Source organism: Gracilimonas qinghaiensis (assembly GCF_046602855.1).
In the GTDB taxonomy this organism is placed as follows: domain Bacteria; phylum Bacteroidota; class Rhodothermia; order Balneolales; family Balneolaceae; genus Gracilimonas.
This window is the reverse complement of sequence record NZ_JBKINJ010000001.1, coordinates 508,844-525,742: the sequence shown is the minus strand read 5'-3', so window position 1 is coordinate 525,742 and position 16,899 is coordinate 508,844. Positions and strand designations below refer to the sequence as shown.

Here is a 16,899-nt window from a genome sequence, read left to right as displayed (position 1 = left end):
CTGATTGTCACCCATGTACCTTATATTTACATTCAGGAGTTGGAAGAAATTTTCGTTCAGGAATTGAATGACCGGGATACGGTACCTGAACATTGTGCAGATGACAAGGATTTTTAATAACAAAACAAACAGGTAAACATTATGAGTAAAGACGACCGAGTCAAAGCCCTCGATATGGCTGTCGGGCAGATAGAAAAACAGCACGGAAAAGGAACCATCATGAAGCTTGGTTCCGAAGCCATTCAGGATATCGACGTGATATCAACCGGCTCCATCATGGTAGATTATGCCCTGGGGGTACAGGGAATTCCCCGTGGCCGGGTGACCGAAATATATGGCCCTGAGGCCAGTGGTAAAACCACCTTGGCCCTTCAGGTTATTGCCGAGGCACAGAAAGCCGGCGGTTATGCCGCTTTCATCGATGCTGAGCATGCATTCGATCCTCGCTATGCCAAAGCATTGGGTATCAATGTAGAAGAACTTCTGGTCTCCCAACCCGATAACGGTGAGCAGGCTCTTGAGATAACCGAAACGCTGATCCGTTCCGGTGCCCTCGATGTAGTTGTGATCGATTCCGTTGCGGCCCTGGTACCCCGCGCCGAACTGGAAGGTGAAATGGGTGATTCACATATGGGTCTTCAGGCAAGATTGATGTCGCAGGCCATGCGTAAGATCACTGGTATCATAAACAAGAGTCGTACTTCTTGTATCTTTATTAACCAGGTGCGTGAAAAGATCGGTGTGATGTTCGGTAATCCGGAAACCACCACCGGTGGACGTGCCTTGAAGTTTTACTCTTCCGTAAGGCTGGATATCCGGCGCATTGGCTCTATTAAAAAAGGAGACGAAGTGATCGGTAACCGTACCAAGGTGAAGGTAGCCAAGAACAAGGTCGCCCCTCCTTTCAAAGTGGTTGAGTTCAATATCATGTACGGTAAGGGCATCTCACGCATATCTGAGATCCTTGACCTGGCTGTGGAATATGATATCATTGAGAAACGTGGAAGCTGGTTCCGTTATGATGGAGAACCGATCGGACAGGGTTCTGATGCCGCCATGCAGTTTCTGGAAGAAGATCCGGAACTCGCCAAAAAGATCGAAGCCGTGGTTCGCAAGAAACTGATGGGTATCGAGGAGGAAGAGCCTGAGGATGAGAAGGACAAGAAGAAGAAAAAAGAAGCGGTTGAAGAAAAAGGATAAATACCAGCGGTATTCGGAAGAAGCACTCGAGCTTCTTCCGTCTCCTGTTTCAGAGATACAAGTTCAAAAAAAGAACGCAACTCGTTTCTCACTCTTTGTTAAAAACCAGTTTCTGATCGGGGTTTCTGAAGCCACTCTCACTCAGCTGAATCTCAGGAAGGGTACTCTCATCACGCGAGATATCCTGGCTCAGATAGAAACAGCTGAAGAAAGATGGGCTGCAAGAGAGTATTTTTTCAGGATACTTTCGAGGCGAGATCATTCCCGAAAAGAACTGAAAGACAAGGCCTTCAAAAAGGGATATTCGGGCAATTATATTGAAGAGATCCTTGATGAATTCGAAGAAAAAGAATATATAAACGACCGGAAATTCGCCCTCAAATACACAGCCGATAAGTTCGAATTCAACGATTGGGGGCCTTATAAGATCCGGACGCAATTATTCAAGAAAGGCGTTTCAAAACAAATTGTTGAGGAATGCATTCAAAGGTCATTTGCGGCTGATGACATCAAGGAAAGCATGGTCGCACTGATCCGAAAAAAGAAAAAGCGGTATCAGCGGGAACCGATAGAAAAACGTAAGAAAAAGATATTCGACTTTTTACTGAGAAAAGGGTACGATTCAGACCATATTTTCAAACACATAGAAGAACTTTTAGCGATCATTGATCAATGAAAAATATCACGCTGGATAAAGTTGTTAAATTTATCTTAGGGCTTTCGGCTGCGGTCGTTGGCCTTATGATCGTATATAACTACTCCAACCTCGTGATTTTTCTGGTACTGGCCATGATACTGAGTTATGTGCTTGATCCCTTCGTAAATCGCCTGCAGTCTTCGGGTGTGAACCGGACTCTTGGTGTAACCCTTGTTCTTTTTACCGTCATTCTGATCCTCGGCTTTATTTCAACAAGCGTGATACCGATCGTTGCCAATCAGATGGCTGAACTTGCGGCACAACTCAGTCTCGAAAATATCCGCCAGATATCTGTTCGTATCGAAAATCAACTTCTTGAAAAGTTTGAAGTCCTGCCGGATGGTTTTCTTGAGGATAATATAACCGCCATTGCCAACGATCTTTTTGATGTAAATCAGATCTCAACCATCATAGGCGATGCACTGGGAATATTTACAAACATCTTTTCAGCCGTACTGGTTGTTCCATTTGCAGCATTCTTTTTTTTAAAAGACGGAAGTAAAATTCGCCGTGACCTTCTTCGCCTCGTTCCAAATAAGTATTTCGAAACGTCACTTACCGTGATCGATAAGATCGAGAACAGGCTCGGACTATATTTTCGCAGCGTGCTAATGCAAAGTATTTTGGTAGCTCTTTCTTCCTGGGCGTTTTTAAGCATTGCCGGCTTAGGCAATTCCATGTCAGTGGGTATAGCGGTGGGACTCGCAAATACCATCCCTTATTTTGGGCCAATACTTGGCTATTTCCTGTCAGTTATTGTATCCATTATCGAGACAGGCAACTTTTCATTGGTTGCGGCATGTATGCTTGCCATACTCATTGTTCAATTACTCGACAATCTGGTATTTCAACCTATGCTGTTTTCCCGCTCTGCAGACATGCACCCGGTGGCCATTTTATTTATTATACTGGTTGGTGCAGAAACAGCAGGTATCCTCGGTATGTTAATCGCCGTTCCCCTTGCTACGGTCCTCAAGATAGCCATCACTCAGATCAACTGGAGCTTCAATAACTATCAGATCTTCAGTAAAGAGGCAAATCCACCACCGGGTTCGAATTAATTCGATATTTACCCTTTATACTACCTAAACATTTCCTATCTTTTCTGCCTTACCAGGCACCCTTAAAACCACTTTAACTTTTGAAAGGACTCGTTGTTTTTGCGTCCGGTTCGGGCACTAACTTTCAGTCGCTTATTGATGCAATTGCAAAGCGTGAACTATCTGCAAAAATTCATGGTCTTATAACTGATAAGCCTGATATCGGTTCCATTGAACGCGCAAAAAAGCATGGTATCCCTCACAAAGTTATCAATCCCGACTCTTTTAAAAACGAATCTCAATTTGCTGATGCTCTGTTAGAACAACTGAGTACATGGGATACAGACCTCATCGTTCTTGCCGGATATTTAAAAAAGATCCCTTTGAAAGTTATTGAGAATTATAAGAACAGGATCCTGAACATTCATCCTTCCCTACTCCCCAAATATGGTGGAAAGGGATTTTACGGGTTAAATGTGCATAAAGCTGTTATTGAAAACAAGGAATCCGTTTCAGGATGCACGGTACATCTGGTAAATGAAGAATTCGACAAAGGACCTATTCTTGCGCAAACTGAGGTTTCGGTTCAACCGGATGATTCGCCCAAAAGCCTTGCTGATAGAATTTTAAAGCAGGAACACAAGCTGCTTCCGGCCACCGTAGAAAAATATTTGAACAGACTCCAAAACATCTAACCTGAAATAAAAAACACACCGTGTCACTTAAGCCCCTTTCTTCTCTCCCTGCCACTCCCTTAAAAATTAAACGTGCACTGATTTCAGTTTCCGATAAAACCGGTCTTCCGGAACTGGTAAAAGCCCTGCATGCGTCAGGCGTTGAGATCATTTCTACCGGTGGAACCGCCAAAGCCATAGAAGCAGAAGGCATACCTGTTAAAGATGTATCAGAGATCACGGGCTTTGAAGAATGCCTGGATGGACGAATCAAGACCCTGCACCCAATGGTTCACGGTGGAATTCTGGCACGGACTTCTTATGATCCGGACGTGGAAGAGATCAATGAACTGGGTATCACCCCAATTGAACTGGTAGTGGTAAATCTCTACCCTTTTAAGGAAAAAGTGGCAGAACCGGACGTTACGGAAGCAGAAGCCACGGAATTCATTGATATTGGTGGTCCTACGATGATCAGGGCAGCTGCCAAGAACTTTGCACATGTTGCTATTTTGAGTTCTCCCTCACAATACAATGAGTTCATTGAAGAATTGGAAGAAAAAATGGCGGTTTCCATTGAAAGCAGACGCCAATTTGCTAAAGCTGCTTTTGCTCACACTGCTGATTACGATGCAGCTATTACGAACTATTTCACACAATTGATCGATGAAGAGCCGGCTAAACAGATCAATATTTCTCTCCCCCTTTCACAGGAGCTTCGTTACGGAGAGAATCCCCATCAGAAAGCAGCAGTATACGGTGATCAGGAATCTTACATCGATTGCTTTCATGGGAAGCAACTTAGCTACAACAACTATCTGGACGTCGACTCTGCCCTGAATATCATTTCAGATTTCAGTGACGAAGAAATAGCCTGTGCCATCATCAAGCATACGATCCCTTCCGGAGTTGGCGTTGGAGACTCACTGAAGTCAGCTTATGAAAAAGCTTTCAGTACCGATCGTGTATCTCCATTTGGTGGCATCGTAGTTGTGAATCAGGAACTGGATCTTGAAACAGCAAAAGCCATCGACGAGATCTTCACTGAGATCATCATTGCACCATCTTTCAGTGAAAAATCACTCGGGTTATTGACACAGAAAAAAAACCGAAGATTAATACGGATCAAAAAGTCGGTAAGTGAAGTACAAGCCTCATCATTCAGATCCATTTTTGGAGGATTTCTGAATCAGCAAGCAGACCTATTGCCGGCTGATCCGAATGAATTCAGGGTGGTAAGTAAAAGAAAGCCAACAGATCAGGAATTGAAAGACCTTTTATTTTCATGGAAAGTGGTTCGCCATATTAAATCAAATGCCATTGTTTATGCCAAGGATGGAAGAACACTGGGTATTGGCTCCGGACAAACCAGCCGCGTCGATTCATCAGAAATTGCCGTGGCCAAAGCCACCAAGGAAGGATTGGACCTGTCCGGTTCGGCTATTGCTTCCGATGCTTTCTTCCCCTTTGCTGACGGAGTTGAAGCTGCCGCCAGTGCCGGAGCCACTGCCGTGATTCAACCCGGCGGAAGCATCAGGGATGAGGAAGTGATCGCCAAAGCCGATGAATTTGATATGGCTATGGTATTAACCGGTAAACGTCATTTCAGACATTGATTTAGCAAATTCAGGTAATAAACAGACGATTTCAAAATTTCTGAATTTTAGGTTTTTATACATTCGCAAATACACATTCATTATTGTATTTTCTTTTTCATCTATATCCCAACGCACAAATATTCTAACGGTCACAAATGTCAGATTCCCGCGAAGTAAACACTTCAGAAAACAGTAAAAAACAACCTCAAAAGAAGGGGTTCTTCGATTTTCTTTATACAGATATAGCAATGGACCTGGGTACTGCCAACACCCTGATCTATTCAAGAGGTGAAGGAATTGTTTTGAATGAACCATCCATTGTTGCTCTGAATCAGCAAAATGTTCCGGTTGCAACCGGCCATGAAGCCCGACTCATGCATGAAAAGACACACAGTAAGATCAGGACCGTACGCCCGCTTCGCGATGGTGTGATTGCTGATTTTGAAGTGGCTGAGCAGATGATCCGCGGCATGATCAAAAAAGTTAAAATGAAGTGGTATTCTACAACCCGGCAGATGGTGATCTGCGTGCCTAGCGGGATCACTGAAGTTGAACGAAGAGCCGTTCGTGACAGTGCTGAACACGCCGGTGCCAAGGAAGTATATTTGGTAGATGAGCCTATGGCCGCCGCTATCGGTATTGGCCTGGACGTGCACGAACCGGTTGGAAGCATGATCGTTGACATCGGAGGTGGCACCACAGAGATCGCTGTTATTGCACTTTCAGGTGTGGTCTATGCACAATCTGTACGATTGGGCGGTGATGAGCTGAATGAAGACATTATCAATTACTTCCGAAGAAATCACAACCTTCTGATCGGTGAAAGAACCGCTGAAAAGATCAAGTGTGAGATCGGTTCTGCCGCTCCGCTGGATGAGGAACTTGAAATGATCACAAAAGGTCGCGATCTCGTGAACGGTGTTCCAAGAACACGCCACATTACATCAAAAGACGCCAGGGAAGCTATTGCTGAATCTGTTAACACTATTGTTGAGTCTATTACTAAATCCCTTGAGCAAACTCCTCCCGAGCTCTCAGCCGATATTCTTGACCGCGGTATCATGTTGACCGGCGGCGGTGCGTTGCTTAAGAACCTGGATAAGTTGATCATGGAGACCACTGACCTTCCTGTTCATATTGCCGAAGACCCTCTCACAGCTGTTGTAAGAGGTACCGGTGCCATACTCGAAAATCTTGAATATTACCGCCCGGTAATTTCTTAATACCCCAATAATGAATGCGACTTAGATCGTTAAAACTAAGTGATGCCAAGGATTACATAATTACTGCCCTGCTTCTGATCTTTGCTTTTGCACTGGCTATCAGCAGACATCAGGGTGGCATAGATACGCTACGCACTGTCTCAGTTACTTCGCTTAGTTTACTTGAAGAACCCCTGGCTAACATACGGATATACCGTCAGGCTCTTAATACCAACACTTATTTACAGCGTCAGAATATACTGCTTCAGGATGAACTGAGCCGCCTTCGTGCCATTGAACAGGAAAATAGAGAACTGCGGAGTTTACTTGGTTATCAAAACCGAAGCGATTTTGATCTTCAGCCTGTACTCATTGTCAGTAAACAGCTGAATGGAAAAAATAATACTTTTACGGTGGATTCAGGTACAGAAGATGGCTTAAAGAAAAATATGCCTCTCGTTTCCTCTGATGGCTTGGTCGGAAAGATCGTTCTGACCGGTAAATATTATTCACAGGTAATGCCCTATTACAATTCCCTGTTCCGGGTAAGTGCCCGTATTCAGGAAAATCAGGCAAATGGAATAGTAAGCTGGACCGGAGAACGTTATGGTGAGCTGGTGATGGAGTTTGTACCGAAAACAGTCTCGGTTGATTCAGGTTACGTAATTGAAACATCCGGCAGCAGCAACCAATTTCCACCCGGTATTCCGATTGGGCGTGTTATTCGAGCTGAGCCCGAACAAGGACAGCAGACTCAACGCATATATCTGGAACCCTATTCAAGCCTGTCAGATCTTGCACAGGGATTCATCATCAAGTTTGAACCCGACTCAAGTATCATCATTCTGAAAGAAATGTATAATCAGTTGTTTGAATGAACAAAGAAATCGTAAAAGATCTTATAATTGGCTTGAGCTTCGTCATCGTAGAAGTTTTGATATTTCAGCATCTGAGCTTTTTTGGTGCCACACCTGATCCGCTGCTTATCTTTTTACTATGGATTGCCATGAAATATGATAGAGTACAGCTCGTGATCATCACTGCTGTACTGGCCTTTTTTCAGGATGCCCTATTCGATTTCTGGGGGCTTAACATGTTCTCAAAAGTACTGCTAATGTTCTTCGCCCATAATTTCCTGAGCCGGCAGAGAGAAAGCCGTTTATTGGTCTGGCAAATTTTTTTAGTGATCCTTATGTGTGCTTTTTTCCACAACTTGATCTTTTTAGGACTCAGTAGTTTTATTGATGCCTATAGTTCAGGATTTTCACCCATAATTTTTCTCCTGCTTAACAGTTTATACACTGCCACCCTGGGTGCTATGTTATTTATATTTAAAGGCAATTAATAAAGGATGTCAATCTCTCAAACAAACAGAACAAGGACTTCCATCCGTGCTCTACAGGTCATCATTATCGGCCTGACGCTGGTTGTATTGGGAAGAGTTTTTTATCTGCAGATCGTAGAATATGAAGTTTATGCTGCTCTCGGTCAGGAAAACTCAGTCAGACAGGAATACGTTGATGCCGCAAGGGGCTTGATCTACGACCGAAACGGAAGGCTCATTGTAGATAACGAACCGATCTATTCCATCACTATCACCCCCTCCCTGTTTGACAAGGATAAACTGCCACTGCTGGCCGATATTCTGAATGTATCTGACTCATTGTTGACGGCACGCGTTCAGGAAGCACAACGTTATTCATGGTATCGTACATCAAGACTGATAACAGAAATTGATTTTGCTCGCTTTTCAGCCATACAGGAAAACCTTTGGCAATTGCCCGGAATCGGACACCAAATTGAAAGTAAACGGCATTACCCAACTGATTTCAACGGGTCGCACCTTTTTGGATATCTGAGAGAAGCCAGTGAAAGCGAATATCGCAACACCAGCAGGCTTAAGCTTGGGGATAAAGTTGGTAAGAGTGGACTCGAAATGACCTATGAAGATACTTTGAGGGGAGATGATGGAATAAAATACCTGAGAGTGAATGCGCTTGGACAGACCCTGAGTGATTTTGAAGATTCTACATTAGTCCAACATCCTGTGCAGGGCTCTGATATCTATACTACGATCGATACTGATCTTCAGGTTCTGGCAGAGGAATTGATGGCAGGAAAAAAAGGCGCTTTGGTAGCTATGGATCCTAAGACCGGTGGAATACTTGCAATGGTAAGCTCTCCTGACTATGACCTGAAAAAGCTTGCCGGCCGTTTAGATATGGATTATTGGCAATCCATTAATGCCGATACGCTTACACCACTTTATAACCGAGCTATTTCAGGCAGGCAGCCTCCCGGTTCAACCTTCAAACCTATCATGGGACTAATTGGCCTGCACCTTGGATTTATAGATACAACCACAACGGTGTACAATAGCGGTGCCTATATGAGAGGCCGACCTTACAGAGATACGGCTCCAATTGGCGAATACAAACTTGAGTCTGCCATAGCCAATTCAAGTAACACCTACTTTTTCTCACTGATGGATCAGATCGCAACGGACGGATATTTGAATCAGTGGAGTGAAATGCTGAACGATCTTGGTCTTGGCGTTTCAAACCCGATCGATCTTCCATTTGCTTCGAATGGTATTGTACCTGATAGTTCATATATGAACAGAACATTTGGTGAAAACAGGTGGGGAGTTGGTGATATACTAAGCATGGGAATCGGTCAAGGATTGTTATCCTTATCACCCCTTCAAGTAGCACAAATGACAAGCGTAATTGCTAACGGTGGTTACCGTGTTGATCCTCATATTGTTAGGGATACCAGAACGCCTGATGGTAAGATCATAGAAAATGCGCCAAATTTGGATAAGATCGAATGGGTAACTGAAGAAAATTTAGGGGTTGTCAGATCCGGCATGAGAAAAGTAGTTTCAGAGGGTCCAAGCCGCTATTACACCAATAATTCAGAGGTACCCACTGCCGGTAAAACAGGGACTGCGCAAAATCCTCATGGCAGGGATCATGGCTGGTTTACCTCTTTTGCACCCTTCGACGACCCTCAGATCGTTGTCAGTGTACTTATTGAAAACGGTGGTTACGGGTCAATTTCAGCAGCTCCGGTAGCAGCTGTTTTGATCGAAAAATATATAGAAGGCGAGATATCGAGAAACTATGTGTATAATTACGTGCTTAACTTTGTGTCGCGCCCTACAGATTCGGAGTTGTTAGAGAATGAATAATGTAAGAGAATTCAGCTGGTCGGTGTTTTTTACCTGGATCATCCTGGCTGTTATCGGTCTGATTGCGATCTACAGTGCCACACAAGGCCCAGTTTCTCAATATCTTGAGACTTATATCCAAAACAACTTTTTTAAGCAGGTTATATGGGTGATCATATCTTTGTTTGCCCTGATCTCCATTCAGTTCATCTCACCAAGGGCTTTTATAGAGTTGTCTTATTTGGCGTATGGGGTTGGCATCCTGCTCATGATCCTTACTCTCATATTTGGAACTGAAATTAATGGGGCTAAGAGCTGGCTGCGAATAGGCCCTGCAAATCTACAGCCGAGTGAGTTAATGAAAATAGCCACTATACTTGCTACGGCTAATTATCTCACAAGCCGCCGGGATATTTCTGCCGAGAATGTTCGCTATGCCCTTACTGCCGTAGGTCTCATCATGATCCCTACGATACTGGTATTTATGCAGAACGACCTTGGAACTGCCCTGATCTTTTTATCTCTCATCCCCGTGATGTTGTTTTGGTCGGGATTACCTTATGGAGTCTCTCTGTTTATAATTTCTCCGGCTGTTATTGCTTATCTGACGGTAATACAATGGTATTATGGACTGGCAGCCGCCATTCTTTTAACCGCCTTTATCTTTTTCATACAACGCAGCGTTTGGTTGACTGTGACAGCTTTTATCAGCGGTTTTCTTACGGTGTCAGGAGTTCAAGTGGCATTAAATCAATTACTGCAACCGCATCAGATCGCAAGGATCGCTGCCTTCACCAATCCAAACTATGACCCCACCGGAGCCGGTTGGAATGTCATTCAGGCTAAAACAGCTATTGGTTCGGGTGGCTTGACCGGTAAAGGGTTTCTGGAAGGAACACAAACTCAACTTAAGTTCCTGCCCGAACAGTGGACTGATTTTATCTTCTGTGTAATTGGAGAGGAGTTCGGCTTTATAGGCTCAACAATTGTGATAGTAATGTTTATATTTCTATTTGTCAGACTGCTGAACATGGCCGGTAATCACAAACACCCTTTTGCTCAGTTAGTTACGGTCAGTATCACATCAGTATTCTTCATTCACTTTTTTATAAATGTTGGAAGTGCATCTGCCTTGCTGCCTGTTATCGGGTTACCACTTCCCTTTATCAGTTACGGCGGATCAGCCTTTTTGACCAACACCATCATGCTGGCCATTTGCCTTAACATGGATTTTCACAAGCGGGAGTTCAGTATATACCGTTAGCTTTAATGATCTTGTTTATTTCTGATCTTTTTGGTTCCCAGCCTGAAGCTTGTTCTATGATATTCCGTATATCCATGGGTTTTTAAAGCCTTTTTATGGGTAGCTGTTGGATAACCCACATTGGTATTCCATCCGTATTCAGGATACTTATCATGTAGCCTTTTCATCAAATCGTCACGATATACCTTAGCCAGAATTGAGGCAGCAGCTATACTCATTGAACGATCGTCACCCTTGATCAGGCAAGTAAATGGGATCATTGAGGCAATATACCTGTTCCCATCCACCAATATATAATCAGGAGCCGGATCAATTGCATTCACACATTTTTGCATGGTATTCAGGGAAGCCCAAAGTATGTTCAGGTCACTGATCTCATCAATACTACCTTCCTGAACCGACCAATATAACGCCTCTTGTTTAATCTTTATACTCAGTTCAACCCGTTCTTTTTCTCCTATATCTTTACTGTCTCTTATCTGAGGAATATCTGTACCTTCCTCAAACACTACCCCTGCTGCCACTACAGGACCTGCAAGGCAACCTCTGCCCACCTCATCAAGACCAATGATCCTTTCGTAACCCTCGCTCCATAGTTGTCGCTCAAATTTTAGTCTTTTACTCATTTATTTTTTCATAATGATATTGCTATCCCGCTGCAGATTTCTACAATCTAATGGAACTCATTTGGCGGTGGAAGTATTTGATTAAGAAAAGGAAAGATATGCATTTTAAATATTTCGAGTGGGACGAACGTTTCGCCAAGAGAGCCGGTAAATCTCCTTTCGACACTTTATGGGATCTTTTCCAACAGTTACTTACCATATCGAGTGGAGATGTTAAACAAGGTCTCAGCTGGCTAACAGACTTGGATAACGAATACAACATCACGGATCAGTTTGAGGATGGCTACTCTTTGGGCGATTTCATCGAAGAAATGCAGGAGCGTGGCTACATTGACAATGAAGGCCAGGGACAGGGTTTCAAAATGACGAAGAAGACGGAGCGAAGCCTGCGTAAACGTTCATTGGAAGAGATATTTAAGAATCTGGAGAAAGGTGGTTTTGGAAGCCATAAATCGCCGCACACGGGCAGAGGACTTGAAAGACAACCTGAGACACGAAAATGGACGCAAGGGGACGACATAGGCCAAATAAACAGTGTAGGCACGATGATGAACATGCTAAACCACAGTTCAATCGATGCCTTTAACCTGCAGGAAGATGATCTTGAGGTTTATGAAACGGATCATTACACATCGGTTGCCACTGTTTTGCTCATCGATCTGAGTCACTCTATGATCCTATATGGCGAGGACCGGATCACCCCTGCCAAAAAAGTGGCGATGGCATTGTCTGAGCTGATCATGAATAATTATGCAAAAGATTCACTCGATATCGTTGCCTTTGGAAATAAAGCCTGGCAAATTTCAGTGGATGATCTGCCCTATTTAAAAGTTGGTCCTTATCACACCAACACCAAACAAGGTTTGGAGCTGGCACGTCACATCCTTCAGCGTAAAAAATATGCAAACAAACAGATCTTCATGATCACGGATGGAAAGCCTTCGTGCATGATAGAGAATGGTAAATTTTATAAGAACAGTTTTGGTCTGGACCGCAAGATAGTTAACAAAGTGCTGGATGAAGCTGTTAAGTGTCGAAGAGATCAGATAACGATAACAACCTTTATGATAGCACAGGATCCATATCTGCAAAGTTTTGTACGTGAGATGACTGAAGCTAATAAAGGTAAAGCCTATTTTGCTTCACTTGACGATCTGGGTGGCTATATATTTGAAGATTACATTCAAAACCGAAAAAAGAATGTAAAATAAAAAAGGCCACTCAAATTGAGTAGCCTTATAATAGTATTTTGAATATGCGAACTAATTATTATTCAAACACACCCAATTCCTGCATTACCGCATCTGTAATATCGTAACGGTTTTGATATTCTTGAGAAGCATAAAGTATGATCTGATCACCGTTTGAAGTAGTGGTATTCAGCACATAAGTAAGCCCCATCTGTTCAGCAACAGCATCAATAGCGGTACCGATCTGATTGAACATAGGACCAAGTAATTCCTGTCTTCTCTGTTGAATTTCCTGCTGTGCCTGTTGTTGAGCAATTTGAAGTTCCTCTTGTAAGCCCATAAGTCTTTCTTGTTCTCTTTGGCTTGCCTCCTCAGAGATCACACCCACCTTTTGCTCAAATTCCTGAACAGCCAACTGATATTCCTGCTGTTTTTGAGTGAGTTCTTCCTGCTTTCTTTCAGTGAAATTTTGCAAACGCTGCTGAATAGCTCTCATTTCAGGCATTTTAGCTAAGACAGCTTGAGGGTTTACATATCCAATTTTAGTTTCCTGCTGTGCTTTTGCGGTATCAACTGCTGAAAAAGCAATAAATACAGATAGTATAAGTAAACTTAATTTCTTCATTAGAGTGTTTGGTTTGTCTGTTATTATTGAATTTTTTCAATGATGTTATTGGTAATATTCAGCTGATCGCTATTAGCATAGAATACGATCAGATCCCCAGATGAAGTTCCTTCATTCAGGATCAGTTCAAGCCCCATTTCCTGTGCAACTTCTTCCATAGCAACATTCATTTTTTCAATGATGGGCTGCATAAGTTCACTTCTGCGCTGACGGATGCGGTTCATCATAGTTTCGCGCTCCTGCTCGAATTGCTGATTCAATTCCATCAATTCTTCCTCACGTGAGCCTCTTTCCTGCTTAGACATTGAATTCATGTTTTCCTCATAATTGGTGAAGATCTGCTGAAGCTCATTGGCCTTCTGTGCAAGTTCCTGATCGCTTTCTGTGATCATGGCTTCGATCTGCTGATCCACCTGTTCTACTTCAGGTAATGCACTAAGAATTTGGCCTGGATTGGCATAACCGATTTTTACCTGAGCTATAGCTTCCTGCATGCCAAATAGCATAGCGAAAGTGAAGAGCATCAGAGATAATTTTTTAATCTTGTTCATGTTAGTCGTTTATTTGTAATGATTTTTTATTAGTTAAAATAGTCATTCAGTATCAGTCTCAATACCGAGTTCTTCCAGTATCAGATCGTTTAAATTGTAAGCGTCATTGGCATAAACCATATAAATGTCACCCGATCTGTCGAACACAAAATCGTAATTCTGACGTTGTGCTATTGTTCTGACAGCAGCAAAAACTTGTCGCTGTATCGGTTCTAAAAGTTCTTTTTGTCTGCTGAAATATTCTCCTTCTGGTCCAAACTTCTGTGCAACGTATGCCTCCTTTGCCTGGATCTTATTTTCTATTTCCTGCTTTCTTTGATTACGTATCTCATCGGTATATAGTATTTCCTTTGCCTCATAATCTTCCTGAAGCCGTTCGATCTGCGATTCCATTTGCTGGATCTCAGCTTCCCACTGGCTGCTTATCATGTTCAGTTGCTGTTGAATGCTGTTATATTCAGGAATATTCTCCAAAATCAGATCAGACTCAAAATAACCTAGCCGCTGATCCTGTCCCACTACATCCGGGGATAGGATCAGAAATAAAGCCAGAATAAAAGTGACTCTGATATTGCTCATTAGAACGGTGATCCGATGTTAAACAGGAATTCCCAATTACCAGGCAGTACGTTAGCAGAAGATCCCGGAACACTGACACCATCCAATCTGTAACCATAACTCAGGTCAACAAGACCAAGTACCGGCAGATACAGACGGGCCCCAAAGCCTACAGAACGTTTTACAGTAAACGGATCGAAGTTCTCAAAGTCCAGATATGAATTACCGGCATCGATAAATGTATATGGAATGACCTGGATCTGCTCGTTAGCAATGGCAGGGTATCTCATTTCAAGCGAATATTTACTGAACATGGTACCACCTACTTTGGCACCGTTAACTACAGGAGCAATACTTTCACGCGTTCCACCGGGGTAACCTCTCAGGTCAATATTGTCGTATAAGAAACTCTGCCGTTGCTGTAACTGTGTACCACCTACAAGGAATTTCTTCAATTCACTTCGTTTATCCTCTGTAAAATATCCTATGTAACCATAGTTAACCTGACTGGTCATGACCAGTTTTCCAACCACAGGCACGTGATACTGATAATCTGTTCTGAATTTATAATATTCAGCAAATCCGGGCAGAGGTGGTGCAAACTCACCTGATAAGGTGAACTTAGATCCTGAACTGGGTGAGATCGGATTGTTCAACGTATTTCTTTCCAGGACCTGTTCGAATGTCAGTAAACTTGAAGTACCTTCCGCAAAAAAGGACTGATTACCAACTATATCATATAACTGATATCCTACTATAGTCCGGGTCGAAAAATAATCATCAGGCCACTTAAGTCTTCGTCCTATGGATACAGAACTTGAGAAAAGTTCATTTCTTTCATTGCTTCCGCGATAATTCAAAAGGTTGTAGGATACATTAAATCCAAGAGAAGTCGGTTCCCCTCTGAACCAGGGTTCCTGAAATCCAAAGCTGTAACTCTGATATCCGGTACCTGTTACCTGTACACCAAGAGACAGCTGCTGACCATCACCCGATGGTATAGGTTTCCACCCTTCCTTCTCAAAAGCTCTTTGAATAGAGAAGTTATTAAAGTTAACGCGGGCTGACAGGATCACACCAATACCGGAGCCCCCGTAACCACCTGAAAATTCAAAGTTTGAAGTACTTTGTGTGTCATCCAGCTGATATACAATATCTACCGTTTTATTTTCACGATCCGGAATAGGTTGCGGTTGAATATTTTGTGGATCAAAATAACCGAGCTGACCAAGTTCACGTATCGTACGGATGATTGCCTGACGGCTATACTTGTTACCGGGCACCGTTCTAAGTGTTCGTCTCACAACATCATCGTGGGTTCGGGTATTACCCGTGAAATTCACCTCCCGAATAGTCGCGATCTCATCTTCGTAGATATTGAAATGAATATCCAAAGAATCTTCTGCCACCTTTTCTATCTCGGGCTGAACCGTAAAGAACAAATACCCAATATTCTGATAAAGAGAGGTAATATCAGTGTTTGACTTATTGATATTTACGTTTTCATCAAATTTCACTTCATTGAATACGTCACCTTTTCGAAAACCGAGTGACTCAGTCAGTGTTTCATCAGTGTACACAGTATTACCTTCCCAGGTAATGTTACGAACTTTGTACTGGGGCCCTTCACTAACAGTAACGTCAACTTTCAGCCCAACTTTCCCATCTTTATATTCGTATACATAAACAGAATCGGAAAGTATGCGAGCGTCACTGAATCCGTTCTCACGGTAAAAACTCAATACCTTCTCTTTACCTTCTAGAAAGTCTTCCTCTTTGAAAACTTTTTTTCCAAAGATCTTCCACCATGCATCTTCTTTCAGGGGCTTGATCTTCTTGCGGAGTTTTCGGTCTGAAAATTCCTCATTTCCAAAGAAATCAATATCCTTCACCTCAAGTTTCTCACCCGGTATGATATTAAAGATCAGGCGCACACGATCTTCAACTTCTTCAACATCTTCAGTGCTTGTTTCTATTTCTGTAAACCAATATCCTTTTTCTTTGTAAAATCGTCGGATGGTATTCTTAGCCTGACCAATAGCAGCTTCAGTAATAACTGTTCCGGGTGTCAATACGATTAGGTCTTCAAGATCCCTCCGTTGCGAACGTTTAATATTTTCAAGCCGATAGTCGAATATCCTTGGCTGTTCTTTTACTTCGATTAGGAACCGAATACCATTCGTCGTTCTCTCAGTAACGTAAATTTTAATGTCGGAAAACAACCCTGAACGATATAATCGCCCAATAGCACTATTCAGTGCATCACCGGGATAAACAATCGAATTCCCTTCATTCAATGAGGCAGCATTAATAATAAACTGCTCTCGTGTATTCTCGTTTCCTTCAATTGTAACACCAAGGATCTCATATTCACGAGGGGTTAATTCGGTAGGATCGGTTAATTCAATATCCTGAGCTTGTGCGAGAATAGAAGTAAAACCAAATAGAAGTAAAAGTGCAAAAAGTGATCTTTTCAAAAGTATCAACACGCCTTTTGTTTAA

At 42.7% G+C, this 16,899-nt stretch carries 16 protein-coding genes; 11 read left to right on the top strand and 5 right to left on the bottom strand.

The features are described from left to right. The first annotated feature begins 141 nt into the window (after window positions 1-141). From recA to rodA, 10 genes are all read left to right on the top strand, one after another. Entirely contained in the window at window positions 142-1,200 is a 1,059-nt protein-coding gene (gene recA, locus ACKGJO_RS02385) for a recombinase RecA (RefSeq protein ID WP_411321794.1), read from the top strand. Then, window positions 1,184-1,876: a regulatory protein RecX gene (locus ACKGJO_RS02380; RefSeq protein WP_411321793.1), complete on the top strand. Its 693-nt coding sequence runs from the start codon at window positions 1,184-1,186 to the stop codon at window positions 1,874-1,876. Before recA ends, ACKGJO_RS02380 begins: the two co-directional genes overlap by 17 nt. Then, a complete protein-coding gene (locus tag ACKGJO_RS02375; RefSeq protein WP_411321792.1) occupies window positions 1,873-2,958 on the top strand; it encodes an AI-2E family transporter in 1,086 nt (361 codons plus the stop codon). Before ACKGJO_RS02380 ends, ACKGJO_RS02375 begins: the two co-directional genes overlap by 4 nt. 80 nt (window positions 2,959-3,038) lie before the next feature. After that, window positions 3,039-3,632: a phosphoribosylglycinamide formyltransferase gene (gene purN, locus ACKGJO_RS02370; RefSeq protein ID WP_411321791.1), complete on the top strand. Its 594-nt coding sequence runs from the start codon at window positions 3,039-3,041 to the stop codon at window positions 3,630-3,632. 20 nt (window positions 3,633-3,652) lie between these two features. Continuing rightward, window positions 3,653-5,227, top strand: a complete 1,575-nt coding sequence (purH, locus tag ACKGJO_RS02365; RefSeq protein WP_411321790.1) for a bifunctional phosphoribosylaminoimidazolecarboxamide formyltransferase/IMP cyclohydrolase — start codon at window positions 3,653-3,655, stop codon at window positions 5,225-5,227. 137 nt (window positions 5,228-5,364) lie between these two features. Continuing rightward, window positions 5,365-6,432, top strand: a complete 1,068-nt coding sequence (locus tag ACKGJO_RS02360; protein ID WP_411321789.1) for a rod shape-determining protein — start codon at window positions 5,365-5,367, stop codon at window positions 6,430-6,432. Between the two features lie 14 nt (window positions 6,433-6,446). Beyond that, window positions 6,447-7,289, top strand: coding sequence for a rod shape-determining protein MreC (gene mreC, locus ACKGJO_RS02355; RefSeq protein ID WP_411321788.1), 843 nt, complete (start codon window positions 6,447-6,449; stop codon window positions 7,287-7,289). Beyond that, window positions 7,286-7,756, top strand: coding sequence for a rod shape-determining protein MreD (gene mreD / locus ACKGJO_RS02350; protein ID WP_411321787.1), 471 nt, complete (start codon window positions 7,286-7,288; stop codon window positions 7,754-7,756). The genes mreC and mreD overlap by 4 nt, the downstream gene beginning before the upstream one ends. A gap of 6 nt (window positions 7,757-7,762) precedes the next feature. Further along, window positions 7,763-9,604, top strand: coding sequence for a penicillin-binding protein 2 (mrdA, locus tag ACKGJO_RS02345; protein WP_411321786.1), 1,842 nt, complete (start codon window positions 7,763-7,765; stop codon window positions 9,602-9,604). Next, on the top strand, window positions 9,597-10,847 hold the full coding sequence (rodA, locus tag ACKGJO_RS02340; RefSeq protein WP_411321785.1) for a rod shape-determining protein RodA: 1,251 nt from the start codon (window positions 9,597-9,599) through the stop codon (window positions 10,845-10,847). Before mrdA ends, rodA begins: the two co-directional genes overlap by 8 nt. Window positions 10,848-10,849: 2 nt before the next feature. Here rodA and ACKGJO_RS02335 read toward each other — a convergent pair whose 3' ends face one another. After that, complete coding sequence (locus ACKGJO_RS02335) at window positions 10,850-11,473, bottom strand: ribonuclease HII (RefSeq protein ID WP_411321784.1); 624 nt, start codon at window positions 11,471-11,473, stop codon at window positions 10,850-10,852. Window positions 11,474-11,571: 98 nt separating this feature from the next. Between ACKGJO_RS02335 and ACKGJO_RS02330 the strand changes: the two genes are divergently transcribed. After that, a complete protein-coding gene (locus tag ACKGJO_RS02330; RefSeq protein WP_411321783.1) occupies window positions 11,572-12,684 on the top strand; it encodes a vWA domain-containing protein in 1,113 nt (370 codons plus the stop codon). A 58-nt stretch (window positions 12,685-12,742) separates the two neighbouring features. Here ACKGJO_RS02330 and ACKGJO_RS02325 read toward each other — a convergent pair whose 3' ends face one another. Genes ACKGJO_RS02325 through bamA form a run of 4 tightly spaced genes read right to left on the bottom strand, consistent with a single transcriptional unit; the run spans window position 12,743 to window position 16,874 of the window. After that, window positions 12,743-13,288 carry an OmpH/Skp family outer membrane protein gene (locus tag ACKGJO_RS02325; protein WP_411321782.1) on the bottom strand — a complete coding sequence of 182 codons (546 nt, stop codon included), beginning with the start codon at window positions 13,286-13,288 and terminating at the stop codon, window positions 12,743-12,745. A 23-nt stretch (window positions 13,289-13,311) separates the two neighbouring features. After that, window positions 13,312-13,839 carry an OmpH/Skp family outer membrane protein gene (locus ACKGJO_RS02320; RefSeq protein ID WP_411321781.1) on the bottom strand — a complete coding sequence of 176 codons (528 nt, stop codon included), beginning with the start codon at window positions 13,837-13,839 and terminating at the stop codon, window positions 13,312-13,314. A 42-nt stretch (window positions 13,840-13,881) separates the two neighbouring features. Continuing rightward, window positions 13,882-14,418 carry an OmpH/Skp family outer membrane protein gene (locus ACKGJO_RS02315; protein ID WP_411321780.1) on the bottom strand — a complete coding sequence of 179 codons (537 nt, stop codon included), beginning with the start codon at window positions 14,416-14,418 and terminating at the stop codon, window positions 13,882-13,884. Beyond that, on the bottom strand, window positions 14,418-16,874 hold the full coding sequence (gene bamA, locus ACKGJO_RS02310; protein ID WP_411321779.1) for an outer membrane protein assembly factor BamA: 2,457 nt from the start codon (window positions 16,872-16,874) through the stop codon (window positions 14,418-14,420). The genes ACKGJO_RS02315 and bamA overlap by 1 nt, the downstream gene beginning before the upstream one ends. Between the last annotated feature and the right edge of the window lie 25 nt (window positions 16,875-16,899).